This is a genomic window from Pseudomonas fluorescens, assembly GCF_001623525.1.
Taxonomy (GTDB): Bacteria; Pseudomonadota; Gammaproteobacteria; order Pseudomonadales; family Pseudomonadaceae; genus Aquipseudomonas; species Aquipseudomonas fluorescens_Q.
This window is the reverse complement of the sequence record NZ_CP015225.1, coordinates 2,608,556-2,634,859: the sequence shown is the minus strand read 5'-3', so window position 1 is coordinate 2,634,859 and position 26,304 is coordinate 2,608,556. Positions and strand designations below refer to the sequence as shown.

18 protein-coding genes are annotated in these 26,304 nt (G+C 59.1%); 11 read left to right on the top strand and 7 right to left on the bottom strand.

The window, feature by feature from the left end; all coding sequences use genetic code 11:
• Positions 1-1,294 precede the first annotated feature (1,294 nt).
• The 8 genes from ltrA (at position 1,295) to TK06_RS11165 (ending at position 12,890) form a co-directional block, all read left to right on the top strand.
• Positions 1,295-2,998 (top strand): group II intron reverse transcriptase/maturase, encoded by a 1,704-nt coding sequence (ltrA, locus tag TK06_RS11205; RefSeq protein ID WP_031694129.1) that lies wholly within the window; start codon positions 1,295-1,297, stop codon positions 2,996-2,998.
• 129 nt (positions 2,999-3,127) lie between these two features.
• Positions 3,128-4,438 (top strand): trigger factor, encoded by a 1,311-nt coding sequence (gene tig, locus TK06_RS11200; protein ID WP_063322130.1) that lies wholly within the window; start codon positions 3,128-3,130, stop codon positions 4,436-4,438.
• Positions 4,439-4,531: 93 nt separating this feature from the next.
• Positions 4,532-5,173: an ATP-dependent Clp endopeptidase proteolytic subunit ClpP gene (gene clpP, locus TK06_RS11195; RefSeq protein ID WP_003183177.1), complete on the top strand. Its 642-nt coding sequence runs from the start codon at positions 4,532-4,534 to the stop codon at positions 5,171-5,173.
• A gap of 107 nt (positions 5,174-5,280) precedes the next feature.
• Positions 5,281-6,564: an ATP-dependent Clp protease ATP-binding subunit ClpX gene (gene clpX / locus TK06_RS11190; RefSeq protein ID WP_063322129.1), complete on the top strand. Its 1,284-nt coding sequence runs from the start codon at positions 5,281-5,283 to the stop codon at positions 6,562-6,564.
• 161 nt (positions 6,565-6,725) lie between these two features.
• The gene (lon, locus tag TK06_RS11185; protein ID WP_057448844.1) at positions 6,726-9,122 is read left to right on the top strand and encodes an endopeptidase La; all 2,397 of its coding nucleotides are present in this window, start codon (positions 6,726-6,728) and stop codon (positions 9,120-9,122) included.
• Positions 9,123-9,270: 148 nt separating this feature from the next.
• Positions 9,271-9,543 (top strand): HU family DNA-binding protein, encoded by a 273-nt coding sequence (locus TK06_RS11180; protein ID WP_002552737.1) that lies wholly within the window; start codon positions 9,271-9,273, stop codon positions 9,541-9,543.
• Between the two features lie 224 nt (positions 9,544-9,767).
• Positions 9,768-11,639 carry a SurA N-terminal domain-containing protein gene (locus tag TK06_RS11170; RefSeq protein WP_063322128.1) on the top strand — a complete coding sequence of 624 codons (1,872 nt, stop codon included), beginning with the start codon at positions 9,768-9,770 and terminating at the stop codon, positions 11,637-11,639.
• Between the two features lie 369 nt (positions 11,640-12,008).
• The gene (locus TK06_RS11165; RefSeq protein WP_063322127.1) at positions 12,009-12,890 is read left to right on the top strand and encodes a DUF2242 domain-containing protein; all 882 of its coding nucleotides are present in this window, start codon (positions 12,009-12,011) and stop codon (positions 12,888-12,890) included.
• Between the two features lie 303 nt (positions 12,891-13,193).
• Here the strand turns inward: TK06_RS11165 and TK06_RS11160 are convergent, their stop codons facing one another.
• The 3 genes from TK06_RS11160 to TK06_RS11150 form a co-directional block, all read right to left on the bottom strand.
• Positions 13,194-14,231: an AraC family transcriptional regulator gene (locus TK06_RS11160; protein ID WP_063322126.1), complete on the bottom strand. Its 1,038-nt coding sequence runs from the start codon at positions 14,229-14,231 to the stop codon at positions 13,194-13,196.
• Between the two features lie 2 nt (positions 14,232-14,233).
• Positions 14,234-15,364: a carbon-nitrogen hydrolase family protein gene (locus TK06_RS11155; protein ID WP_063322125.1), complete on the bottom strand. Its 1,131-nt coding sequence runs from the start codon at positions 15,362-15,364 to the stop codon at positions 14,234-14,236.
• Positions 15,365-15,536: 172 nt separating this feature from the next.
• On the bottom strand, positions 15,537-16,754 hold the full coding sequence (locus TK06_RS11150) for a DUF3422 domain-containing protein (protein WP_063322124.1): 1,218 nt from the start codon (positions 16,752-16,754) through the stop codon (positions 15,537-15,539).
• Between the two features lie 240 nt (positions 16,755-16,994).
• On the opposite strand from TK06_RS11150, the gene TK06_RS11145 reads away from it, so the two are divergent.
• Together TK06_RS11145 and TK06_RS11140 are read left to right on the top strand one after the other, a co-directional pair.
• Positions 16,995-19,034, top strand: a complete 2,040-nt coding sequence (locus tag TK06_RS11145) for an FAD-dependent oxidoreductase (protein ID WP_063322123.1) — start codon at positions 16,995-16,997, stop codon at positions 19,032-19,034.
• 133 nt (positions 19,035-19,167) lie between these two features.
• Positions 19,168-20,076 (top strand): 1-aminocyclopropane-1-carboxylate deaminase/D-cysteine desulfhydrase, encoded by a 909-nt coding sequence (locus TK06_RS11140; protein ID WP_063322122.1) that lies wholly within the window; start codon positions 19,168-19,170, stop codon positions 20,074-20,076.
• Positions 20,077-20,082: 6 nt separating this feature from the next.
• Here the strand turns inward: TK06_RS11140 and TK06_RS11135 are convergent, their stop codons facing one another.
• Together TK06_RS11135 and TK06_RS11130 are read right to left on the bottom strand one after the other, a co-directional pair.
• Positions 20,083-20,631: a cytochrome b gene (locus tag TK06_RS11135; protein WP_063322121.1), complete on the bottom strand. Its 549-nt coding sequence runs from the start codon at positions 20,629-20,631 to the stop codon at positions 20,083-20,085.
• A gap of 126 nt (positions 20,632-20,757) precedes the next feature.
• Positions 20,758-22,164 carry a type VI secretion system Vgr family protein gene (locus TK06_RS11130; protein ID WP_063322120.1) on the bottom strand — a complete coding sequence of 469 codons (1,407 nt, stop codon included), beginning with the start codon at positions 22,162-22,164 and terminating at the stop codon, positions 20,758-20,760.
• Between the two features lie 219 nt (positions 22,165-22,383).
• On the opposite strand from TK06_RS11130, the gene TK06_RS11125 reads away from it, so the two are divergent.
• Positions 22,384-23,088 carry a YebC/PmpR family DNA-binding transcriptional regulator gene (locus TK06_RS11125; protein WP_003199952.1) on the top strand — a complete coding sequence of 235 codons (705 nt, stop codon included), beginning with the start codon at positions 22,384-22,386 and terminating at the stop codon, positions 23,086-23,088.
• 209 nt (positions 23,089-23,297) lie between these two features.
• Here TK06_RS11125 and TK06_RS11120 read toward each other — a convergent pair whose 3' ends face one another.
• Complete coding sequence (locus tag TK06_RS11120) at positions 23,298-24,611, bottom strand: leucine-rich repeat-containing protein kinase family protein (RefSeq protein WP_063322119.1); 1,314 nt, start codon at positions 24,609-24,611, stop codon at positions 23,298-23,300.
• A gap of 158 nt (positions 24,612-24,769) precedes the next feature.
• Complete coding sequence (locus TK06_RS11115) at positions 24,770-26,038, bottom strand: IS110 family transposase (RefSeq protein ID WP_063320322.1); 1,269 nt, start codon at positions 26,036-26,038, stop codon at positions 24,770-24,772.
• Positions 26,039-26,304 lie beyond the last annotated feature (266 nt).

Genomic DNA, 26,304 nt, shown 5'->3' with positions numbered 1-26,304 from the left:
CGTGACATGGCCGTCGGTCCCCTTGTGGGGGCGGGCGTCGCGCGATCGGGCAAGCTGCTTCTATATATAGAAGCGTCGGCGCAGAGCCCTGGGCTGAATCGACTGTATTTGCAATCCGGGTGGGGCATGAGCGTTTGTCCCGTCCTAAATCCGGCGCCTGTTTCCAGCGCGTTTTCAGTAGGGTGACTTCTTGAGTTTGACCTACTAGAATGCATGCCCTTGGTGCGACACGCGTGGCGTGTCTCCTAAACTTCGAGGTGTAGAGTCATCTTGAAGGGTTTTCGAAAGAGAGCCGAGAGCTTGGGTGCCCAATCCCAAGAAACAAAACCCTCCCAGAAGTCCAATGCCTTCAAGGACTTGCCGCAGCGGCGGTGGCAAACTCAAGGTCGATTAGCGCTCGGTGGCTCGACCGCAGTACTGGATTTCCGGTATTGGAGTGCCTACTACACATCAGCCCTATTCAGGGCTAAACCCATGCGGGAGAGAATCCCCGCTGGGGTTCCCTCCTGCTTTTGAAACAGGAGGTAACAATTCTTTGAGCATGCTGCCCCGGCAGTCCCTGTTCACATCAAACCGGAGACATGAGCGAAAGCTCTGTCTGTCATTGTCCAACCATTGCCTGTTTGGAGTGGCAGCGGACTCGTTGTGCGACCAACGATAGCCTAGGAAGACATGCGTCACTGGTAACGGTGGGGTGTGAAGCTCTTCCAACAATGTAGCCCCCGTATGGGTGCGTCTTCGCCGTGAGGCGGAGCGCAGATGCTCGGAGCAGTACCGGGTTGAGGCGCTAGGCTGGCTGGTATGGGTAACACAAGTGAACTGCTAATAAACGTCGTCAGCATTACGGTGCCTAATCTGCTGATAGGCATTAACCAAAAAGGTGATGCGACCGGTTGTTCTGGTCAAGGGTCGGAACACGTCGTCACATAAGGTCGCCGGCGAATAGGCAGACTCTAACCCAGTCGTGTGACAGGCAGGGAACGTGGTAAGCCCGTATGGCTGCCTTCGGGCAGGTGAACCGCAAGGGGATCCGTTGGCTGTGCGGGTATGGGATCGCAGAGAAAGCGAAAGCCGGGCTGTAATGGCCCGGATAGGGGCTGGAACATTGCTCCACGGGAAACCGGGCAGACTTCTGCGTGGTCTTTCGTCGCATGAACTCTGAGTGAACCTGTCTCAATAAACCTAGAGATCCAGCTGTAACGGATCTTCTATTAATCCAACCCTGGCGGGAGCGTCCATTCCCGTCAGGGGATGTGTGCGTCTTTCGCTTGGGGCAACTTGAGAGGAAGGCAGCATGTTAGAACATAGCCAATTGGCCGTGTCTGCGCCTTCCGGCGCTCCGCAACAATGGCATGACATCGATTGGTGGCGTGTTCAGCGGAATGTCCGGGCGATGCAGATACGGATTGCGAAGGCTTGTCGGGAAGGCAACTGGCGCAGGGTGAAAGCCTTGCAGCGGATGCTGACCCGCTCACGCTCGGCCAGATACTTGGCCGTACGGCGAGTCACTGAAAACCAGGGTAAGCGCACGGCGGGAGTCGACCGCGTGCTCTGGGATACACCCGACGCAAAATGGAAAGCGGCAAATGGGTTGAAGCGTCACGGATATAAACCACGACCTTTACGGCGTGTGTTCATTCCGAAGTCGAATGGGAAGGAACGCCCTTTGGGCATCCCGACCATGACTGACAGGGCTATGCAGGCGCTGTATTTGCTAGCTCTGGCACCCATTGCAGAAACCACCGGCGATCCAAACAGCTACGGCTTTAGGATCGAGCGATCTACGGCGGATGCAATGGGGCAGTTGTTCGTATGCCTATCCAAGAAGGTTTCGGCCCAATGGGTTTTGGAGGCGGACATCAAAGGCTGCTTTGACCATATCAATCATGACTGGCTTATCACCAACGTCCCAACGGATAAGGTGGTTCTCCGAAAATGGTTGAAAGCTGGCGTGATTCATAAAGGCCAGCTACAGGCAACGGATGCCGGTACGCCACAGGGCGGGATTGTCTCGCCCAGCTTGGCGAATCTGGTGCTGGATGGGCTGGAGTCACAACTTAAGCAACATCTGGGTGTGACCAAGGCCAAGAAGCTGAAAATCAATGTGGTGCGTTACGCGGATGACTTTGTGATAACCGGAACCTCGCGAGAGGTGCTGGAAACTGAAGTCAGACCTTGGGTAGAGCAGTTCCTAGCAGTGCGGGGGCTGCAGTTGTCACTCGAGAAGACGCGTGTCGTCCATATAAAGGAAGGCTTTGACTTTCTAGGTTGGAATTTCCGCAAGTACGATGGGAAGCTTCTGATCAAGCCAAGCAAGAAAAACGTGAAAGCGTTCTATAGCAAGGTAAGGGAGGTCATCAGTACCAGCAAAACGGTAAGGCAGGAGGATCTGATCCGACAGCTGAATCCGATACTGCGTGGCTGGGCGTTCTATCACCAGCCTGTGGTAGCCAAGAAAGCGTATAGCCGCATGGATTACATGATCTTTCTGGCTCTATGGCGTTGGGCAAAACGGCGACACCCTAAGAAAACACTCCAGTGGATCGGAGCGAAATATTTTAAACCCATGAAGGGGCGCAAAGGGGTGTTTGCCACCGCGACGATGAATGACAAGGGAGAGATGCGAACGATCGAGTTGTACTCGCTAGCGAGCACTCCGATCGAAAGACACAAGAAGGTGAGTGGGGAGTACAACCCCTTCGATCCTTCTATGGAGGAAATGGGTGAGAAAAGGCGTATGGAACAGATGCTCAAAAGGCTGGCGTACCGTAAGCAAATCTTGAGCCTTTTCCAGAGTCAGAAAGGATTGTGTCCAATATGTAAGTTACCGATTACGAAGGAGACGGGGTGGCATGATCACCACATTCTGTACCGCACAAAAGGCGGTGGAGACTCCCTAAATAACCGGGTACTATTGCACCCCCTTTGTCACCAGCGGCTACACGCTCGCGGATTGACAGTGAACAAACCGGCTCCCCTTACCGGGGGTTTTGATTAGGCCCGAGCCGTATGCGGGGAAACTCGCACGTACGGTTCTTAGGGGGAGGTGGGCCAGTAATGGCCCATCTCTACCCGACATTCTGGGGTCGGAAACGCCCGGCCAACGTCTGTGCAACGAGGAATATCCATGCAAGTTTCTGTTGAAAATACTTCTGCTCTTGAGCGCCGCATGAGCATCACCGTGCCGGCTGAGCGCATCGAGACTCAGGTCAACAAGCGTCTGCAGCAGACTGCCCAAAAGGCCAAAATCCCAGGTTTCCGCCCAGGCAAAGTGCCAATGAGCGTGATCCGTCAGCGTTACGAAGCTGATGCGCGTCAGGAAGCCGTGGGCGACGTGATCCAGTCTTCGTTCTACGAAGCGGTCGTCGAGCAGAAGCTGAACCCGGCCGGCGCTCCGTCCGTCGAGCCTAAAGTGTTGGAAAAAGGCAAGGACCTGGAATTCGTCGCCACGTTCGAAGTGTTCCCTGAGTTCACGGTTGCCGGTTTCGAATCCATCGCCGTCGAGCGCCTGAGCGCTGACGTGTCGGATGCCGACCTGGACAAGATGCTGGACATCCTGCGCAAGCAGAACACCCGTTTCGAAGTGACTGAGCGTGCTGCCCAGAACGAAGATCAACTGAACATCGATTTCGTCGGCAAGGTCGACGGTGAAGTGTTCGCCGGCGGTTCCGCCAAGGCTACTCAGTTGGTGCTGGGCTCCGGTCGCATGATTCCTGGCTTCGAAGACGGCCTGGTTGGCGCCAAGGCCGGTGAAGAGCGCGTTCTGAACGTGACCTTCCCTGAGGACTACCAGAACCTGGACCTGGCTGGCAAAGCCGCCGAGTTCACCGTGACCGTCAACACTGTTTCCGAGCCGAAACTGCCTGAGCTGAACGAAGAGTTCTTCGCCCAGTTCGGCATCAAGGAAACCGGTCTGGAAGGTTTCCGCGCCGAAGTTCGCAAGAACATGGAGCGTGAGCTGCGCCAGGCCATCAAGTCCAAGGTCAAGAACCAGGTCATGGACGGTCTGCTGGCCTCCAACCCGATCGAAGTGCCAAAGGCTCTGCTGGATAACGAAGTGAACCGTCTGCGTGTGCAGGCTGTTCAGCAGTTCGGTGGCAACATTAAGCCGGACCAACTGCCTGCCGAATTGTTCGAAGAACAAGCCAAGCGCCGCGTCGTACTGGGCCTGATCGTCGCTGAAGTGGTCAAGCAGTTCGAGCTCAAGCCTGACGAAGCCCGCGTTCGCGAGCTGATCCAGGAAATGGCTTCGGCCTATCAAGAGCCTGAGCAAGTCGTGTCCTGGTACTACAAGAACGACCAGCAACTGAACGAAGTCCGTTCGGTTGTGCTGGAAGAACAAGTTGTGGATACTGTTCTGCAGAAAGCTAGCGTGACCGATAAAGCGGTCTCTTACGAAGAAGCGGTCAAGCCGGTGGAAGCTCCACAAGCCGATTGATGGTTCTGCGGTAAGAAATAAACACCCATAAGCCAGCCTTCGCGCTGGCTTATGCGTATTCAAGACATAACTATTTGGGAGTGACTGCGAGACATGTCCCGCAATTCTTTTTATCAGCAGAGCTCTGACATCCAGGCCGCAGGCGGCCTGGTCCCGATGGTTATCGAGCAGTCCGCCCGCGGCGAACGTGCCTATGACATCTACTCGCGTCTGCTCAAGGAACGCGTCATCTTCCTGATCGGCCCCGTTGAAGACTACATGGCCAACCTGGTCGCGGCGCAGCTGTTGTTCCTTGAAGCGGAAAACCCGGACAAGGATATCCATCTGTACATCAACTCACCTGGCGGTTCGGTGACTGCGGGCATGTCGATCTACGACACCATGCAGTTCATCAAGCCTGACGTTTCCACCATCTGCATCGGCCAGGCCTGCAGCATGGGCGCTTTCCTGCTCGCCGGCGGCGCAGCGGGCAAGCGTCACTGCCTGCCTAACTCGCGGATGATGATTCACCAGCCATTGGGCGGCTTCCAGGGCCAGGCGTCGGATATCGACATCCATGCCAAGGAAATCCTCCACATTCGTTCGCGCCTGAACTCGTTGCTGGCCCATCATACCGGCCAAAGCCTCGAAACCATTGAGCGTGACACCGAGCGTGACAACTTCATGAGCGCGGAGCGTGCGGCCGAATATGGCCTGATCGACTCCGTGATCAACAAGCGTCAAATGCCTGCCTAAGCCGCTCAATATGCAGGTGGTTGGGATGACCGGCCGCCTGCGGGCTTGAAAAAGCCCGCAATTGCCTTCATCTTGTGTTGCAAGCCTATCGGATTTGGATCGATCGAATGACTGACACCCGCAACGGCGAGGACAACGGCAAACTGCTTTATTGCTCCTTCTGTGGCAAAAGCCAGCATGAAGTGCGCAAATTGATTGCCGGCCCCTCGGTCTTCATTTGCGACGAGTGCGTCGACCTGTGCAATGACATCATCCGCGAGGAGGTGCAGGAAGCCCAGGCCGAGAGCAGCGCGCATAAATTGCCTTCGCCTAAAGAAATCAGCGGCATCCTTGATCAGTATGTGATTGGTCAGGAACGTGCGAAAAAGGTACTGGCCGTAGCGGTGTACAACCACTACAAGCGCCTGAACCAGCGTGACAAGAAGAATGACGAGGTCGAACTCGGCAAGAGCAACATCCTGCTGATCGGCCCGACAGGCTCGGGCAAGACCCTGCTTGCCGAAACCCTGGCCCGCTTGCTGAACGTTCCGTTCACCATCGCCGACGCAACCACCCTCACCGAGGCGGGTTATGTAGGTGAAGACGTCGAGAACATCATTCAGAAGTTGTTGCAGAAGTGCGACTACGATGTGGAAAAGGCCCAGATGGGCATTGTCTACATCGACGAAATCGACAAGATTTCACGCAAGTCCGACAACCCGTCCATCACCCGGGATGTTTCCGGTGAGGGCGTGCAGCAGGCCTTGCTCAAGTTGATCGAAGGTACGGTCGCTTCCGTCCCACCCCAAGGTGGCCGCAAGCATCCGCAGCAGGAATTCCTGCAAGTCGACACCCGTAACATCCTGTTCATCTGCGGTGGTGCGTTCTCCGGCCTGGAAAAGGTTATTCAAAACCGTTCCACCCGTGGCGGCATTGGTTTCAACGCCGAAGTGCGCAGCAAGGAAGAGGGCAAGAAGGTCGGTGAGTCCCTGCGTGAAGTCGAGCCTGACGATTTGGTCAAGTTCGGTCTGATCCCGGAATTCGTCGGTCGTCTGCCGGTCCTGGCGACGCTGGACGAGTTGGATGAAGCTGCGTTGATGCAGATCCTGACCGAGCCGAAAAACGCCCTGACCAAGCAGTATGCCAAGCTATTCGAAATGGAAGGTGTAGACCTGGAGTTCCGTTCCGACGCGCTGAAATCGGTCGCAAAACGTGCCCTGGAACGCAAGACCGGTGCGCGTGGATTGCGCTCGATCCTCGAAGGCGTATTGCTCGATACGATGTACGAGATCCCCTCGCAGTCAGAGGTGAGTAAAGTCGTGATCGATGAAAGCGTCATAGAAGGCAAGTCCAAGCCATTGTATATCTATGAAAACAATGAGCCGGCTGCCAAGGCCGCACCGGACGCTTAAGCGTCCCGCTGCCGGAACAAAGAAGGGGCCTTCGGGCCCCTTTGCTTTTTGCGCGTTTTAGACGTGTCTTAGCGCTTGTTTTTTTTCGAGGCTGCCCCCATCTTGGTTTCAAGCTTACTTCCATCTGTTTCCGGCCCGAGGGCCGCCGTAGAGGCGAAATCATGAAGACAACCATCGAATTGCCTCTCCTGCCATTGCGCGATGTCGTGGTGTATCCGCACATGGTTATCCCGCTGTTCGTGGGGCGCGAGAAGTCCATCGAAGCCCTTGAGGCTGCGATGACGGGTGACAAGCAGATTCTTCTGCTGGCTCAGAGAAATCCTGCCGACGATGATCCCGGCGAAGACGCACTGTATCGCGTAGGTACGATTGCAACGGTTCTGCAATTGCTCAAGCTGCCCGACGGCACCGTCAAGGTCCTGGTCGAAGGCGAGCAGCGTGGTGCTATCGAGCGTTTCAGCGAAGTGGACGGCCATTGCCGGGCCGAGGTGTCGCTGATCGAAGAGGTCGATGCGCCCGAGCGTGAATCAGAAGTGTTTGTCCGCAGCCTGCTGTCGCAGTTCGAACAATACGTGCAACTGGGCAAGAAGGTGCCTGCAGAGGTCCTGTCGTCGCTTAACAGCATCGATGAGCCTGGGCGATTGGTCGATACGATGGCGGCCCACATGGCCCTCAAAATCGAGCAGAAGCAGGAAATTCTCGAAATCATTGATTTGTCGGCCCGTGTCGAACACGTGCTGGCACTGCTCGACGGCGAAATCGATCTGTTGCAGGTCGAGAAACGCATTCGCGGTCGCGTCAAGAAGCAGATGGAGCGCAGCCAGCGCGAGTACTACCTGAATGAGCAGATGAAGGCCATCCAGAAAGAGCTGGGCGATGGCGACGAAGGTCACAACGAAATCGAGGAGCTGAAAAAGCGCATCGATGCCGCCGGCTTGCCCAAGGATGCACTGGCTAAGGCCCAGGCCGAGCTGAACAAGCTCAAGCAAATGTCGCCGATGTCTGCCGAGGCCACCGTCGTGCGCTCCTACATCGACTGGCTGGTCCAGGTGCCGTGGAAAGCCCAGAGCAAGGTGCGTCTGGACCTGGCACGTGCCGAAGACATCCTCGACGCCGATCATTACGGCCTGGAAGAGGTCAAGGAACGCATCCTGGAATACCTCGCCGTGCAGAAGCGCGTGAAGAAGATCCGTGGCCCGGTCCTGTGCCTGGTTGGTCCTCCAGGGGTCGGTAAAACCTCCCTCGCGGAGTCGATTGCCCACGCCACCAACCGCAAATTCGTACGCATGGCCCTTGGCGGCGTGCGCGATGAGGCGGAAATTCGGGGCCATCGCCGTACCTACATCGGTTCGATGCCAGGAAGATTGATTCAAAAGATGACAAAGGTCGGCGTGCGCAATCCGCTGTTCCTTCTGGACGAAATCGACAAGATGGGTAGCGACATGCGCGGCGATCCAGCCTCTGCGTTGCTCGAAGTCCTCGATCCTGAGCAGAATCACAACTTCAACGATCACTACCTGGAGGTCGATTACGACCTGTCGGACGTGATGTTCCTTTGCACCTCCAACTCCATGAACATTCCGCCAGCGTTGCTGGACCGGATGGAGGTGATTCGTCTGCCGGGTTACACCGAGGACGAAAAGATCAACATCGCCGTGAAATACCTTTCGCCCAAGCAGATCCAGGCCAACGGCCTGAAAAAAGGCGAGCTGGAATTCGACGAGGAAGCGATTCGCGACATCATCCGCTACTACACTCGCGAAGCCGGTGTGCGTGGCCTGGAACGGCAGATTGCCAAGGTTTGCCGCAAGGCGGTCAAGGAACATGCGCTGGAAAAACGCTTCGCGGTCAAGGTCACTGCGGACCTGCTGGAGCACTTCCTGGGCGTACGCAAGTTCCGCTATGGCCTTGCCGAGCAACAGGACCAGATCGGCCAGGTGACTGGCTTGGCCTGGACCCAGGTCGGTGGTGAGTTGCTGACCATCGAAGCCGCCGTGGTGCCGGGCAAGGGGCAACTGATCAAGACCGGTTCCCTGGGCGACGTGATGGTCGAATCGATCACCGCTGCGCTGACGGTGGTTCGCAGTCGCGCCCGGAGCCTGGGTATTCCCCTGGACTTCCATGAGAAGCGCGACACGCATATCCACATGCCTGAAGGGGCTACGCCCAAGGACGGCCCAAGCGCTGGTGTAGGCATGTGCACGGCCCTGGTTTCGGCATTGACCGGTATTCCGGTGCGCGCCGACGTCGCCATGACGGGTGAAATCACGTTGCGTGGCCAGGTCCTGGCGATTGGCGGCCTGAAGGAAAAACTGCTGGCGGCACACCGTGGCGGGATCAAGATCGTGATCATTCCCGAAGAGAATGTCCGCGACCTGAAGGAAATTCCTGACAACATCAAGCAAGATCTTCAGATCAAACCCGTTAAATGGATTGACGAGGTCCTGCAAATTGCGCTGCAATACGCGCCGGAGCCCTTGCCGGATGTGGCTCCGGAGATTGTCGCGAAGGAAGAAAAGCGAGAGTCTGACTCTAAGGAAAGAATTAGCACGCATTAATACGCATTTGCCTGGGGGGCTTCCTTGACAGTTTTTTAGAGCCCTTGTTATAAAGCGGCTCTTAAGTGTCTGCAGGCCATTCAGCACTCGTTTTTGCTTTCACCAAAAAAACTTAGAATCATCTCAAATAGATATAAGGGGACTTAGAGTGAACAAGTCGGAACTGATTGATGCTATCGCTGCATCCGCTGATATCCCGAAAGCTGCTGCTGGCCGTGCGCTGGACGCTGTAATCGAATCCGTCACTGGCGCTCTGAAGGCTGGCGACTCCGTTGTTCTGGTTGGTTTCGGTACCTTCTCCGTGACCGATCGTCCTGCTCGTATCGGTCGCAACCCGCAGACCGGTAAGACGCTGGAAATCGCTGCTGCCAAAAAGCCAGGCTTCAAAGCTGGTAAAGCACTGAAAGAAGCCGTTAACTAAGGTTTCGTTGAGTTTATCCGGGTCGGGGTCATGCCTGGCTTGGCAGCGGAGCGGTAATACGGCCGGTTGCAACCGGTCTGGCACACCAGGGCTTGCAGGTTAGAGCCCGGTCCGCTCCGCCAGTTACGAGAAGGCGCATCCTCGGATGCGCCTTTCTTCTATCCGGATTCTACCCACGCTCCACGGTTGCCTAAATTTGAAGTTCAACCGTTTCTGGGGGACGCATGCTGCAGAATATCAGGGACAATTCACAAGGCTGGATTGCCAAGACCATCATCGGGGTCATCGTCGCATTGATGGCGTTGACCGGTTTCGATGCCATTTTTCAAGCCACCACCAACAGCAATGACGCGGCCAAGGTCAACGGCGAAAAAATCAGCCAGAACGAGCTGAGCCAGGCGGTCGACATGCAACGCCGTCAGCTCATGCAACAGCTGGGCAAGGATTTCGACGCCTCCCTGCTGGACGAAAAAATGCTGCGCGATTCGGCGCTCAAGGGCCTGATCGACCGCAAGTTGCTGCTGCAAGGTGCACACGATGCGAAATTCGCTTTCTCGGAAGCTGCGCTTGATCAAGTCATCCTGCAGACGCCTGAGTTCCAGGTGGATGGTAAATTCAGCGCCGAGCGTTTCGATCAGGTGATCCGCCAGCTGGGTTATAGCCGTATGCAGTTCCGCCAGATGCTGGCTCAGGAAATGCTGATCGGTCAGTTGCGCGCCGGCCTGGCGGGCAGCGGTTTCGTCACAGATGCCCAAGTGCTGGCATTTGCACGCCTGGAAAAACAGACGCGTGATTTCGCCACCTTGAACATCAAGGCCGATCCTGCGTCGGTAAAGCTGACCGACGATGAGGTCAAGGCTTACTACGACCAACACGCCAAGGAATTCATGACGCCTGACCAGGTGGTCATCGATTATCTCGAGCTGAAGAAAGCCTCTTTCTTCGATCAGGTCAGCGTCAAGGACGAAGACCTGCAAGCGGCCTATCAGAAAGAAATCGCCAACCTGTCCGAACAGCGTCGCGCTGCGCACATCCTGATCGAAGTGAACGACAAGGTGACCGAAGCCCAGGCCAAGGCGAAGATCGAAGAGATCCAGGCTCGCTTGGCCAAAGGCGAGTCGTTTGAAGCGTTGGCGAAGGAGTTTTCCCAGGACCCGGGTTCGGCGAACAACGGCGGCGATCTCGGCTATGCCGGCCCAGGTGTCTACGATCCGGAGTTCGAAAAGGCCTTGTACGCCTTGAACAAGGACCAGGTCTCGGCACCGGTCCGTACCGATTTTGGTCTGCACCTGATCAAGCTGCTGGGGATCGAAGCGCCTGAAGTGCCGACCTTCGCCAGCCTCAAGGACAAACTGACCCGCGAGCTGAAGACTCAGCAGGTGGAGCAGCGTTTCGTGGAGGCGACCAAGCAACTGGAAGATGCCTCGTTCGAAGCGTCCGACCTGGCGCAGCCGGCCCAGGACCTGAAGCTGACCATTCATACATCGGCCCCGTTCGGTCGTGAAGGCGGTGAAGGGATTGCGGCCAATCGCGCCGTGGTCACTGCGGCGTTCAGCCCGGAAGTGCTGGATGAAGGTGCCAACAGCACCGCCATCGAACTGGACCCGGAAACCGTCGTAGTGCTGCGTGCCAAGGAGCACCGCAAGCCTGAGCAACTGCCGCTGGAAAGCTTGGCAGGGCCGATTCGTGCTCAATTGACCAAGGAACATGCCAGCGCAGCGGCCAAGACCCGCGCCGACGAGCTGATCGCCAGCCTGCGCGACGGCAAGACGGCAATGGATAAACCGGTGGACGGCCAAGGCTGGAAAGCCATCGAGGCGGCCACCCGCAACCAGGAAGGCATCGACCCGGCGGTGCTGCAAGCACTGTTCCGCATGCCTAAGCCTGAGTCCAAGGACAAGCCGACGTTCACCAGTGTGACCTTGCCTGATGGCAGCCTGATGGTCGTGCGTTTGAATGGCGTGAACGAAGCCGCGGCACCGACTGACGAAGAGAAGGCGGAATATCGCCGCTACCTCGCGTCCCGTGTTGGTCAGCAGGACTTTGCGGCGTATCGCAAGCAGTTGGAGAGCCAGGCGGATATCAAGCGTTTCTAATTGCTTGAGGTTTGGCCAAGCCTGATTGTAATGCTGTTCGCTTTAGAGAAAACGGCGCTTCTCCAGAAATGGGAAGCGCCGTTTTTTTGGGCTTGGGTTTTGGGTGTATGTCCAAATAAAACCACGTCTCTGGAAACGGAATAAAAAACTTCATTGACCGCTGAAGTGAACAGCATTAGCCCGAACCGTCAGTTTTTTGTATCTGCTTGTTGCCTGGAAAGCGGGTGTTCGTCGATCTATCCGGTTGGCGTCTTTTTCCTGCAAACAACCCCCAGTAAACTTGTAACCCCCTTGAAACAAGATTAGCCACGCTGCCGAGTCGCGTTCTGTTGCACAATACGCCCCGGACCGTTTTTCTCAGGATGTTCAATGTTCAAATCATTTCCCATGCGCACCGTCGGGCTTGCACTGTTGCTGGCCGCCGCAGCCGGTTGCTCGTCGAAGAAAGCAGCCATTTACGAGCACGAGAATTTCGACGACTCCGGCACGTTCTCGCGCACTTATCCAGTGAGCGACGCGGCGACCTGCGAGGCCGGGCGTCGGGCGTTGCTCAGCCAGGGCTACATCATCACCAGCAGCGATCCGAAGCTGGTCAGCGGTCACAAGAGCTTCCAGCAGACCGGCGACACCCACATGGAAATCAGCTTCAACCTGGTCTGTGCCGAAGACGGCGGTACTGGCCACCGTGCGACGATGTTCGCCAACGCCTTGCAGGACCGTTATGCCCTCAAGAAGATCAACAACTCCGCCAGCCTGGGCGTGGGCGTGTTGGGTTCGGTATCGATGCCGATCGGCTCTTCGGATGATTCGATGGTCAAGGTCGCCAGCGAAACCGTGTCGGCGTCCAAGTTCTATGAGCGCTTCTTTGCCCTGGTGGAGCTGTTCCTGCCTCCCGAGGCGAAGAAAGCGGCCGATAACGCCGAAAAACCGAAAACTGAACTGGGCATTCCGGAAACCAAGGTCGAACCGGCTGCCCTGATGCCTGCTCCAGCGCCTGCGCCGGAGCCGGAGCCGATTGCCCCTGCGCCAGCCACCCCGGTGGAAGAGGCCGCGCCGGCCCCCGTCGAAACCACTCCCACGGTCTCGGAGCCCCTCGCACCGCCGAGCGAGCCAGCGCCGATTGCACCCGAGTCGATTGCGCCCGAGTCGTTCGAGTCTGCGCCGACGACGCAAACCGTTACACCACCGCCACCACCGTCCAGCTCGTTACCGGCACCGACCGAGCCGATCCAGCCGCTTCCGTCATCCTGAGGTTCAGTGGCAGGGATAACGCCCTGTCACTCTTTACACAGTAATTTCCCGACCCTGTGCTACGTTTAATTCATGAAGCCTTTGCTTCATGTTTTATTCATAAAGCAGCTTTATGCTGATGCCAGCGCCATAAGGCATCGGTTTCAATGACAGGGGAAGGACACGTAATGGATGATTATCAGGAAGAGCTGCTGGAATACCAGGCGTATGAACTGGACCCGTTGGAACCCGCCGAAGATGCGACGGAGTTGTAAGGATCGCGACAAGCTACAAATGGTAAGCACCTAGCCAGGTTCTTGAAGCTCAAACCCCTCGGTGACTACGACGAAACTCTCCGGGTGTCTGGTTGTTCCAGCGCTTGAAGGCTCGTTGAAATGCCTCGGCTGAGGCGAATCCCAATAGATAAGCGATTTCGCCAAACGCCAGTTCGGTATCGCGTATGTAGGTCATGGCCAGGTCGCGGCGGGTGTCGTTGAGGATGGCGCGAAACTGCGTGCCTTCCTCGGCCAGCTTGCGACGCAGGGTCCAGGTTGGCAGCTTCAGGCGAGCCGCCACTTCTTCCAGGTCGGGTTCCCGGCCGCCGTTGAGCAACGGTCCCAGCAGTTGGATGATGCGCTCGCGCAGGCTGCGGGTGCGGGTCAGTTGTTCCAGTTCCCGTTCACACAACTGAAGCAGATGGTGCCAGGTGCTGGGGCAATGCTGTGGGTTGCGCTGGGCGAGGCTGTCCAGGCCCAGTCGCAGTTGATTCTGTTCGGCGCCAAATTGGACCGGGCAGTCACCGAGCGTGCGGTAGGCCTCCACGTATGCCGGCTCCTCGAATTCGATTTCGATGCGTTCTGGCCGCAGCGCGATGCCGCTGACGCTGGACAGTTGCGCAAGCCAGCCGGCAATGATCGAGTCCACGACAAAGCGGTTGTAGGCGTTATACGGGCTGATGGAATAGAACCGTAGCCAAGCGCCTCGGGCATCTTCATGGAAACTCGATTGGCCGCGATAGTTGGAGCCGTACAGCGGCTCGAAGCGGATCATGCAGCGGGCGGCCTCGCGCACGGTGGGCGCCTGGGCCGCGGTAACGCCCGCCAGCCCGGCCTGGCTCAAGCGGCCGAGTTGGCCCATGCGCAGGCCCAAGGCTGGGTCCTGAGTTTGTTGAATCGCGGCGTGGCCCAGGCGCATGTAGCGCGGGATCGACAATCGTGCCCCGGGCTCGGCCAGGCGCGCGGCATCGAGACCGTACTGTTCAAGCAGAGGTTGAGGGTCTTGCCCATGGCTGGCGACGGCGTCAGCCAAGCTATGGACAAAGCCCACAGACAGGTCGCCCAGGCGCATCGGCTGCGGTTTCATGTTCACAACCACAGGTTCAGCAGGCGGGCGCCGCGGGCGTTGCCATCGGGGAAGTGTTGGCCGTTGTGGCTGATGAAACTCTGGCCGGCGCTGCCGTTGTCCCAGAACTGGCCCCGCAGGAACACGCTGACGCCGCCCTGGGCCTGGCTGATGGGCAATTGGCCGGTCAGTGTCAGGCGATGCCAGGCTTGGCCCTCGCTCACTTCACCTGGCTTGAGGCTCACCTCGCTCGGCGTGGACAGGCCTTTATAACCGCTCCAGGGTTTGTCCCATGTGTCGCGACCGAGGATGAAGGCGGGCACCGCAATCAGTTGCGCGCCCTGGTCGTTGAGTTGCCGGTAGTGGAGCGGGTACCAACTGTCGCTGCCGATCAGCACGCCCAGGCGCCCGGCGGGGGTGTCGATGACTTGGACAGCGGTCGGGCGGTCGGCCCCAAGCACGTCGCGCTGTTCAAACACCGGATGTCGTTGGCGTTGTGGCTGGCCGATCGGCCGGCCATCGCTGCCGAACACCAGGCTGCTGTTGTACAGCGCACCGCGACCGATCTTCAGTTCACCGTCACTGACACTGGGCTCGGGAAGCACGATGGAGCCGGCCACCAGGGTGATACCGAACTCCTTGGCCAGCCCACCGAATAGCGCTTGATAGTCATGGGCCATGCGCTCGGCTTTCATGCGCAGGTGGGCATCGTCCAGTCGGCTATCGCCTTGAGCGCTGATCAATGCCTGGATAAACGCCAGCGGATTACTGATCGCCAGCCAGTTCATGGCTTCCTTCAGGCTGGTGGCCTGGTACAACTCGTCTTTTTCGCCGCCGACCATCAACCAGGTGCCGATGTGCTCGGGCAGGACCACCACGGTCTTGGCATTGAGAAAGCCCTGGTCGCGAGCCGTCTGCAGATAGGCTGCCAGTTTGCGATGCAGGCGCTCGGGGCTCTGGTAGTCGGTGGGGAACAGTTCGGGTTGGATGCCCAGCAGGTTACCGCGGTCGGCGGGTGTGCCCTGATCGACCGCCAGGCTGATGCGCAGGTCCGACAGGTAATGACCCGTCGGACGATCCGTCGTCCACAGTGCGTAGGTGATCAGGGCGGCAATCAAGGCCAGGGAAAACAGCAGGTACAGAAATTTGCGCATGGGAGAACAGTCAGCGGCCGTGTGCAGGTTCGTGATTTTTCATCAGGAGCTACGGGGCAGGGTACGGTAAAACAAGGGATTAGCGAAGGGCGGGCGCTGATTTGTACTTGCGCCAGGCCTGCGCCAAGGCGTCCATGGAATCCTTGGACACCCTGCGCGCGAGCAAGGCGCACTAATGACTTTTGGCCTTCCTGATGCGGATCAGAATCAGCAGCATGATCAACAGCACCGGTGGCGTCATGCCCAGCAGCGCCTCGCGGGCCGAGAGGCTTGCGCCCAAGGTGTGCAGCCCGCTATAGACCAGTTTGAACAGATTGATCAGGTAGTAGGTGATGGCAATGATCGACAGGCCTTCCACCGCGCGCTGGATCTTTATCTGTGCATCGGCGCGTGCATTGAGGCTGCGCAGGATCTCGGCGTTCTGATCCTCCATTTCGACCTGTACGCGTGCTTGCAACAAGTCACCCAGGTTGGCAACGCTCATGGCCAGTTGCTCGAGGCGCTGTTCGGTGGCTGCGCAATAACGCACCGTGGGTTTGAAACGCCGCTCGATGAACACGCCCAGCCGCTGGCAATCCCCCAGGTGACTTTCGCGCAACTCCCCCAGGCGCTCGAACACCAGTTGGGCATAGGCGCGGGTGGCGCTGAAACGGTGGCGATTCTTGACCGTGCTGCTGACGACCTGGCGAGACAGCAGGGCGATGTCCTCCAGCAGGGCTTTGGCATGCACGCCGCTGGCATTGGCGTTGCGTTCGGACAGGCTCACCAGGGTGCGATCGAATTCGTTCAGTTGCGGCTCCAGTGCCTTGGCGGTATTGAGCGACAAGGACGCCATCATGCGATAGGTCTCGATTTCCAGCAGGCGCCGGATCATGCGGCCCTGACGATAAGCGTTGAGCCGTCGGTTGATGAACAGCAGGCGGTTGGTGCCGTCCTCGGTCAGGCGAAAATCGCTCCAGACCACCGCATCGCCACCGCCCACGCAAGAACCGCAGGGGTCCTTGAAACCGTAGCTGGGCAGGTCGAGACCGGCTTCGGCGCGCACCACCACCTGAACGGCATTGATGAGGTGCTGGGAATGGCCTTCGATACCCTGGGCAAGGCATTCGGGCAGCGTTGTCCAGTGCGGTTCGTTGGTGCTGGCGGGAACGACCAGGGTCAGGGTGAAGAACTCGGCGTGGCGCTCCCACTTGAGTGGATGGCCTTCAAGGCGGGTGATGCCTTGTGCGGCCTCTGCTGCGACGGTTTCCGGGCACAGTCGCTCGAGCAGCGCGTTGCACTGGGCATTGTCGCCAAGAAACGCCAGGTGGAAGACGTGGGCCGGCTCGTCGAAGTACAGCGACGGGCGGGCGTGCAACTCGTTGTGCAGCATTTTTCGTTGGGGATGCATGCGAGGGCGACCGTGTTATTAAGGTTATTTTAGGGTTGAGCACCTGGACCAGCGTTGGTAGGACTGGTGCATTCCGGCGAGAGTCACGCGCAGCTGATCGGTGCGCTGCACATTTGGATCATTAACTTGTCAGTTACGGTCATTGAGCGCCCGCATCCGGACTCTTACGCTGTGGGTCATGACAGACGCAAGCCGCAGAGCTTGCGCTTTTCCCCGTGATCGCCCGTTGTGGAGTTACCGATGACCGCCTCTCATTACCCGCACCTGCTGGCCCCGCTGGACCTGGGTTTCACCACGTTGCGCAACCGTACCCTGATGGGCTCGATGCACACCGGCCTGGAAGAGAAACCCGGCGGTTTCGAACGCATGGCGGCGTATTTTGCCGAGCGCGCCCGGGGCGGCGTGGGCCTGATGGTCACCGGTGGGATCGGGCCGAATGACGAGGGCGGCGTGTACTCCGGGGCGGCCAAGCTGACCACCGAGGAAGAAGCGCTCAAGCACCAGATCGTGACCCGGGCCGTACACGAGGCCGGTGGCAAGATCTGCATGCAAATTCTCCATGCCGGGCGCTACGCCTACAGCCCCAAGCAGGTGGCACCGAGCGCGATCCAGGCACCGATCAACCCGTTCAAGCCCAAGGAACTGGACGAGGAGGGTATCGAGAAGCAGATCAGCGATTTCGTCACCTGTTCGGTACTGGCCCAGAAGGCCGAATACGACGGCGTCGAGATCATGGGCTCGGAAGGTTATTTCATTAACCAGTTCCTGGCGGCCCACACCAACCACCGTACCGATCGTTGGGGCGGCAGCTATGAAAACCGCATGCGCCTGCCGGTGGAAATCGTGCGTCGGGTGCGTGAGGCAGTAGGCCCGAACTTCATCATCATCTTTCGCTTGTCGATGCTCGATCTGGTGGAAGGTGGCAGTTCGTGGGACGAAATCGTCCAGTTGGCCAAGGCCATCGAGCAGGCCGGCGCAACGATTATCAACACCGGTATCGGTTGGCACGAAGCGCGGATTCCCACCATTGCCACCAAGGTTCCACGGGCGGCGTTCAGCAAGGTCACGGCCAAGCTGCGTGGTTCGGTAAGCATCCCGCTGATCACGACCAATCGCATCAACACCCCGGAAGTGGCCGAGCAGATCCTCGCTGAGGGCGATGCCGATATGGTCTCCATGGCCCGGCCATTCCTGGCCGATCCGGAGTTCGTCAACAAGGCCGCTGCCGGTCGCAGTGATGAAATCAACACCTGCATCGGCTGCAACCAGGCGTGCCTGGACCACACCTTTGGCGGCAAGCTCACCAGTTGCCTGGTCAACCCACGGGCTTGCCATGAAACCGAGCTGAACTACCTGCCGGTGACCCAGGTGAAGAAAATCGCCGTGGTCGGTGCCGGCCCGGCCGGGCTGTCCGCAGCCACGGTGGCGGCCGAGCGTGGGCACCAGGTGACGCTGTTCGATTCGGCCAGCGAAATTGGCGGGCAGTTCAACGTCGCCAAGCGCGTGCCAGGCAAGGAGGAGTTCTTCGAAACCCTGCGCTACTTCAAGCGCAAATTGCAGACCAGCCATGTCGAGCTTTGCCTCGATACCCGGGTGGATGTGGCGCAATTGGTGGCCGGCGGCTACGACGAGATCATCCTTGCCACCGGCATCGCGCCGCGCGTGCCGGCGATTCCCGGGGTGGAGCATGCCAAGGTCTTGAGCTACCTGGACGTGATCCTCGAGCGCAAGCCGGTGGGCCGCAGTGTCGCGGTGATTGGTGCCGGCGGTATCGGCTTCGACGTGTCGGAGTTCCTGGTGCATCAGGGCGTTGCCACCAGCCAGGATCGCGAGGCGTTCTGGAAGGAGTGGGGTATCGACACCCACCTCGAGGCTCGCGGCGGCGTGGCCGGGATCAAGGCTGAACCCCATGCACCGGCGCGCCAGGTGTTCCTGCTGCAACGCAAGGCGTCCAAGGTCGGTGACGGCCTGGGCAAGACCACCGGCTGGATTCACCGTACGGGCCTGAAGAACAAGCAGGTGCAGATGCTCAACAGCGTCGAGTACCTGAAGATCGACGACGACGGCCTGCACATTCGCATCGGCGAAACCGGCGAGCCGCAAGTGCTGGCCGTGGACAACATCGTGATCTGCGCCGGCCAGGATCCGCTGCGTGAGTTGCAGGAAGGCCTGGAAGCGGCGGGGCAGACCGTTCACCTCATTGGCGGCGCCGACGTGGCGGCGGAACTGGATGCCAAGCGGGCGATCAACCAGGGTTCGCGGTTGGCGGCGCAGTTGTAACTCACACGCTCTGTAGAACCCGGATCCCCTGTGGGAGCAAGCTCGCTCCCACAGGAGGCGGTGAACTCCGATCCTGAAGTCTCTCAACACCGAGCTGTTAAGATGCCGGTATCTTCCCCGCCGGCCCGCCGCAATGCTGCTTCCCGCCCTCGACTGGCATCCCCAACCCCGACTCGAACCCCTTCACCTGGACTGGCTCGCCCGTGCCGGTGTTGAAGTGGCGGTGTTGCGCCTGGACCGGATCGATCCACTGATCAGCGGCAACAAGTGGTTCAAGTTGGTCCATCACTTGCGCGCCGCCCATGAGGCCGGTGCCGAGGGGGTCATGAGCCTGGGCGGGGCGTATTCCAACCATTTGCATGCGTTGGCGGCGGCGGGCAAGCGCTTCGGGTTTCCCACGGCGGGGCTGTTGCGTGGTCATCCCCAGGACACGCCGACGGTGCGCGACCTGAAAGTGTTTGGCATGGACCTGCACTGGTTGGGTTATGGCGGATACCGGGAGCGGCACGCAGCGGATTTCTGGGAACCGTGGCAGATGCGCTATCCACATTTGCATCCGGTGCCCGAGGGCGGTTCAGGATTGCCCGGTGCACAAGGCTGCCAGGTATGGGCGGCCAACGTCCGTGCACAACTGGCGACGTTGGGATGGGCGGATTTTCACGGTTGGTGGCTGGCCTGTGGGACGGGTACGTCGCTGGCCGGGCTGGTGCTGGCCGAAGCGGGACAGCGCCCGGTCTATGGCGTGCTGGCGGTGCCCCAGGACCATGGCGTGGTGCAGCAAGTCGAGCGCATCGTGGGGGAGGCGGGCCTTTGCAGTCCACCTTATGAATTGTTCGACGGCAGCCGTGACGGGTTCGCCCGGGTCGATGCCGAACTCACCGAGTTCATCGAAACCACGACGGCCATCGAACTGGAACCGTTGTACACCGGCAAAGCCTTGATGTTGCTCAAGACGCAAGTCGAGGCCGGACGATTTGCCCCGGATACCCGTCTGGTCTTCGTCCACACCGGCGGTTTGCAAGGTCGCCGGGGGTTCGAGTAGCGACGGTCAGCCGCGTTTGGGCATCATCCGCAGCAGCGTGTTGTCCCGTACCACATAGTGGTGGTACAGCCCCGCCAAGGCATGCAGGCCAATCAGCCAATAGCCGATGGTGCCGCCCAGCACGTGCCAGCCTTCCAGTTGCTTGGCGAAATCCTTGTCTTGATTGATGAGCAACGGCAGATCGAAACCGTAGAACATCACCTGGTGCCCTTCGGCGCTGGTGATCAGCCAGCCCAGCAGCGGCATGGCGATCATGAACAGGTACAGCGCCCAATGCATCAGGCGAGCGAGAACGGTTTGCCATGCAGGCGACGCCGGGAAAATCGCCGGAGCCTTACCCATGCTGCGAGCGAACAGGCGTAGCCAGACCAGCAGGAACACCGTCAGGCCGAGCATGAAGTGCGCTTCCTTGATCAGGGTGCGACCGCCGCTGCCCTTGGGGAAAATCCCGCGGAACTCGATGCAGGCGTAAACCACGGCCAGCAGAACCAGCATCAGCCAATGCAAGGTGACCGTGACGGTACTGTAGCGGCTTTCTGAGTTTTTCCAGGGCATTGCAGGCCTCTCCAACGATCAGGGTAGAGCGCCGTCTAGAGCGGCGTTATCCGTTTACTGTAAGCCCGTTTCGCTGGGTTTGCTTGAGCCAGATCATTTTTGCCGGCATGAAGCCATAGGATTGAGTCAGGGAGTCAAAACCGGCGGATTCAGCAGCCAGTCCAACAGCAGCCCCCCATCATGCTCCCCACGGGGCGATTTCGGGGACGTGGCGCTATGGCCTGCGCCGGTATCGATAGCCCCTGGACACAGCACCGGTCGATCAGGGTCGCCATCGAGAAAACTCACCAGCACTTCGCTGCCGGCCATCAGGCTGGGGCTGCCATCCAGAGTCAGCCGCGACACGGGCAGCGTGATGCCGTCCTGGTCCGGCGCCCATAGGCTGACACTCACCTGGCCACGTTCATCGGGGCTGGCCGGCTGGCCGGTGCTGCCGAGTACATGGGCCAGGTGGTACCCGGGGACGGGGGGCTTGGGGTGCTTGAGGGCTGGCCTGAACGTGGTGGACCAGGGAATGGCGGTGAACCGGTTGCGGTAGTCACGGGCCGACGGTGCGGCGGGCAGGTCCGGCTCCAGGATCGAAAACTGCCGTCCGCGATGCTGGACCTCGGTGATCAGCCATTGATCGTTGAAGGTGGAAACCGGGTGTTCGCAGACCTGTACGATGTCGCCGCCGTGCAGGGCCGGTTGGGTACTGTGGCCATGGATTTCCCGTTGCCGGCAGCGCAGCCGTTCAAGGTGGCGGCGACCGGCCTGGTAACGGTGAGCCAAGGCCGGGTTGCCGCGCATGGCTTCGTGATCGAGCCGCTCAAGGGGTTGATTCGCCGCCGAGGCCTCGGCTTCGGGCGGGGCCCGGTCACTGAACCCGACGGGCAGCCCAGGCATCATCGGATGGTGACGCAAATACAAGCGTCTGATGGCCGGCTGCAGGCTGTCGTTCGGGCGCAGGGGCAGCTCGATGGGGCGCGCGGGAAAGCTCTTCGGGTCTTCGGCAAACACCAGGACATGGCCCTGGGGAGCGTGTTCGAAGTGGTAATGAATGCCTTCTTCCTCACACAGTCGTTGCAGGAGGGTCAGGTCGCTTTCGTCGTACTGAATGCAAAACGGGCGACACGGATACAGCCCATGGGGCAGTTCGAAACGGTAACTGTCGACGGGTAGCGCGTGTTCTTCCAGCAGGCGTTGCAGCAGCTGCACCACGCTGAGCCGATGGAAAACCCGGCGCTGTGGGCCTTGCTCCAGTTGCTGGAGGTAGGGAACCAACGTCACACGATAGCCGATACGCCGCGGCGCCAGGGCACTGAGGCTAACGCTGTGGACAATCCCATGGACGCCCGATTCGCCTTCCAGGCGCAGGAAGGCCGGATGCCCCAAGAGCAGTTGGAGATCTATCGGCGGGGCCAGGCCGATCAGTTCGAGGTCAAAGCGGTATGGCTGGTTGAGGGCTTCGCGGCCACTGAACCGCAAGACTTGCAGTTGCAAGCCGCTTTGCGTGAGCGTCAGGCTGAAGGGACTTTCCGTGTCGTTGCGCATCGCAGCTCCTACTGGCAGGGAGAGAGGCGCAGAGGGTACGAAACCGCAGGGGAAAACGGTGCTTGTGAGTCGCTATTTCAGAAACGCCCTACAACACGCTGTGAAAATGTCGATCCGGCAGGGTGAATTTTTTGGTCGATCAGCCGGTTTAGGCCGTATAAACTTGCGCCACAGCGCCGGCCGGCAGATGTCTCGGCGCGTCAGACAAGAGAGTGAGTAATGGGCGCACAGTGGAAGGTTAAACACAAAGAAGCGGCTGCCAACGCCAAGGGCAAGATCTTCGGCAAGCTGGTGAAGGAAATCACCATTGCCGCGCGCAACGGCGCTGATACCGCGACCAACGCGCACTTGCGACTGGTGGTCGAACAGGCGAAGAAGGCCTCGATGCCCCGCGAGACCCTGGAACGTGCGATCAAGAAAGGTTCTGGCCAGCTCGGTGAAACCGTGCAATACCACCGCGTCACCTACGAAGGGTTTGCGCCGCACCAGGTGCCTCTGATCGTTGAGTGCGTGACCGATAACATCAACCGTACTGTTGCCGAAATTCGCGTCGCGTTCCGCAAGGGCCAACTCGGCGCCTCGGGTTCGGTGGCGTGGGACTTCAACCATGTCGGCATGATCGAAGCCGCGCCGGACAGCCCGGACGCCGATCCGGAAATGGCCGCCATCGAGGCCGGTGCCCAGGATTTCGAACCGGGCGAAGAAGGCGCGACGTTGTTTCTCACCGATCCTGCCGACCTCGATGCCGTACAGAAGGCCTTGCCGGAGCAGGGTTTCACCGTATTGTCGGCCAAGCTGGGCTATCAGCCGAAAAACCCGGTCAGTGGCCTGACCGACGAGCAGATGGCTGAAGTAGAAGCCTTCCTCGAAGGCCTCGACAACCACGATGACGTGCAGGACATGTTTGTCGGGTTGGCGGGTTAACCCCACCCTGCTTGGACCAGGGACAGGATGGACATGTGGCGAGGGGATTTATCCCCGCTGGGCCGCGAAGCGGCCCTGAAACCAGACAACTTGGGTATGTCTGGCTGACTCGGCAGAGTTTTAGGGGCTGCTGCGCAGCCCAGCGGGGATAAATCCCCTCGCCACAAAGGTTCGGGCGATCAACCGATGACGTCGATTGAATCAGTGGATTAGAAGCTGGACAACAGCTGCCTGATCTCATCGAACCCCGGCCGCGCCAACACCTCTGGCTGACAGCAACGCACCTGCAGATCCTGTAACGCTGCCAGTTCCTCAGCACTGGGCGTCGGTTCGATCCGCGCCAGCAATTCCCCCAGCAAAATCCCGAAGGCCCGCACCTCGATGCGTTGCAGCGCGCGGGTTTGCAGGTTGTCTGTGGTGGCGTGGAACGACGCCGCGCCAAAGTCCCCCAGCAGGCAATCGCCCTGTTCATCGCACAGAATATTGTGCCCGTAGAGATCCCCATGGGTGATGCCATGGCGGTGCAGGTGCGCCGCCACCGAGGCAATGCCGTGGGCGATGCGCAAGGCCACCGGGGCGCTCAGGCGCAGTTCATCGGCATACACGTCGCGGCTGCATGACGCCAGGCTCGGCAGCCCGGCGAGGTTACGGTAGCTGGGCTCGATCAGCGCCATCACCAGCCCGGCCTGTTGCTCGGGGTGCCCGGCAACCTGACCCAGCACCTCAATCAGGTTCGAGTGGCGACCGGCCGTGATGCAGGCATGCATCTCATGCAGGGGCGAGCCGTCGCTGGTCATCTGGCCCTTGTACAACTTCACTGCGACCTTTCGTGCCGCCTGGCCGGGCGTCTGCCAGAGCGCCTGATGAATCACCCCCGACGCGCCTTCGCCCAGTTGTCGTTGCAGTTCCAGATGCGACCATTCGATAGGCGTCGTGGTATTCAGGGCCGTCGCTTGCGCCTGGGTTTCCAGTGGGTTGCCGGCGTAGGCCAGCCAACTGAGGCTTGGCAACGTGAGCAGCCATTGCGGCAGTTCGGTCAGTTGGTTGGCGGCGATGCGTAGCAGTTCGAGGCGATGACACTGGCCCAGGCTCGCCGGCAACTGCTGCAAACGGTTGCCGGCCAGCATCAGTTTTTGCAGATAGGGGCGTTGGCCCAGTTCATCCGGCAAGCGGCTGACGCAGTTGTCGGTCAGGATCAGCCAGCGCAGCAGTGGCGGCAGCGCGGCGCCCGCGACGTGCGCAATACGGTTGGCCTTGAAACCGACCATGGTCAAGGCGCTGCAACGGCCCAGGCATTCGGGCAGTTCAGTGAAGCGGTTGTCGGAACAGAACAGTACGCGCAGGCGAGTCAGCCGATGCAGGTCGTCGGGCAGCGTGTCCAACTGATTGCCGCTGAGGTTGAGGATCTCGAGGGAATCGGCCACGTCGAAGATTTCCCGGGGAAACTCCGTCAAGCCACAGGTCAGGTCCAGCCGGGTAATGCCGCAGAGCTGGCCGGCGCGTAGTTGGGCGAGGGTGTGCATGGATGGGGTCGCTGTTGATCAAGGGGAGGGCACAAGAACCTGTGGCGAGGGAGCTTGCTCCCGCTGGGCTGCATGGCAGCCCCAAAAGCGGCTATGCAATCAGTCTGACACACCTTGGTGTCAGGTTTGAGGGCTGCTTCACGCCCTGAGCTCTTCCGTCAACATGCTTTCGTTGCCTCCGGTGCTCTTATCAAAGGCGAGTCGTGGCGGGCCAAGGCTTGTAAATAGACGCTCTCGTCATACTGGGATCCAGCATTCCAGCACCGATAAACGATCCTGATCCATTTAAAAGCCAGTGCCCTCAGGGCTGCTTGATGAGAGCAGCCTTTGGCCTTCTGTTGGCGATAGTACGCCCCTGCCCATACCGATTGATTGATGCTGTGGGCAGCCCACTCGACAAATGTCTGGCGCAAAAAGGTTGAACATTGATAGCGCCAGCGAACGATTTTCTTCTTGCCACTGCGCTCGGTAACCGGAGCGATCCCGGCATATCGCTGCATAGCACCAGCATCCTTGAAGCGATCACGTTGCTCACCAAAAGCTACCATTAGCCGTGGTGCAAGCTGTTGCCCGGCTCCAGGCAAGGATTTGAAGAGGCTGTAATCGGCCAGGGTATTGGCCGTTTCTTCGATCGCCGCATCAAACTGCTTGATCGCCACCAGCATCCCACTCAGTTGCGATGCCAGGGTCCGCACATACAGCGCTGAAGGGTTAACAATCCCCGGATCCTCTGTCAGCGGCGTGGCCTTGAGGATCAAGGCCAGACGCTGCTGATTGAGTTCTGCATGGCGAACATTATGCGCGTTAAGAAACTTCAAAACGCTTGTAGGCCGAGCACGTTTAAGTGTTTCCAACGTCGACCAGCGCTCCAGGAAATCACAGAACACCTGTGTGTCATGATCGTGGAACAACTCCAGCGCCAACGGATAGTACTGCTTGAGCATGCAAACCAACCGATTACTGATTCTTACCCGCTCATCAACCAAGGTTCTCCGATGTTCAGTCAAGCTAGCCAGAGAACGTATGGCAGGACTTTGTTTCTCCTGCTGGGGAAATCTGTCGGGATGCTTGAGCAATAGCTCAAGTGCCCACTGGGCATCGCTCGGATCGTCCTTCGCACCGCTGGGAACGAAGGCCTTACGCTGCTTGGCTAAGGTGGCGGGGTTGATCGGGAACAAACAAAAAAAATCATATTTTTGCAGGGCCGCTATCAACGGTCCTTTGTCTAACTCCACGGCAATGGCGATAGGACCGCCATAACGCTGATACAGCGCATGAGCCCATTGATCAATAGCTTCGGGGTTGTGTCGGATGACCGAGAAGCACCGCTGGGCTTGCCCAGCAACCTGCAAACAGACGTCATGTTTGGTATCGGCCCAATCAATTCCGATATAAGCAGTGAATTTCTGAGACAAGAGCGTTTGCATCGCACACCTCCACAGACGCTAAAGTACATGCAGGAACATGCATGCTTGCGTCCAGCGAAGGCGATATAGAGAGCCGTGCCCGGCTTTCCCTGAGTGTTCGTTAGAGGGCGCAAGCGCACCTGCTGGGCTCGAAGGTGAAGCAGTAATCATCGAGATGCGTTGCAGCCCTATTCGTAGCTCGCAGGTGCATGTTCCTTCCTCGCAACAACCGGACTCCAGCGAGTATCAGTATGGGGGAGCAAGGAACGGACTACCTATATCGCAGC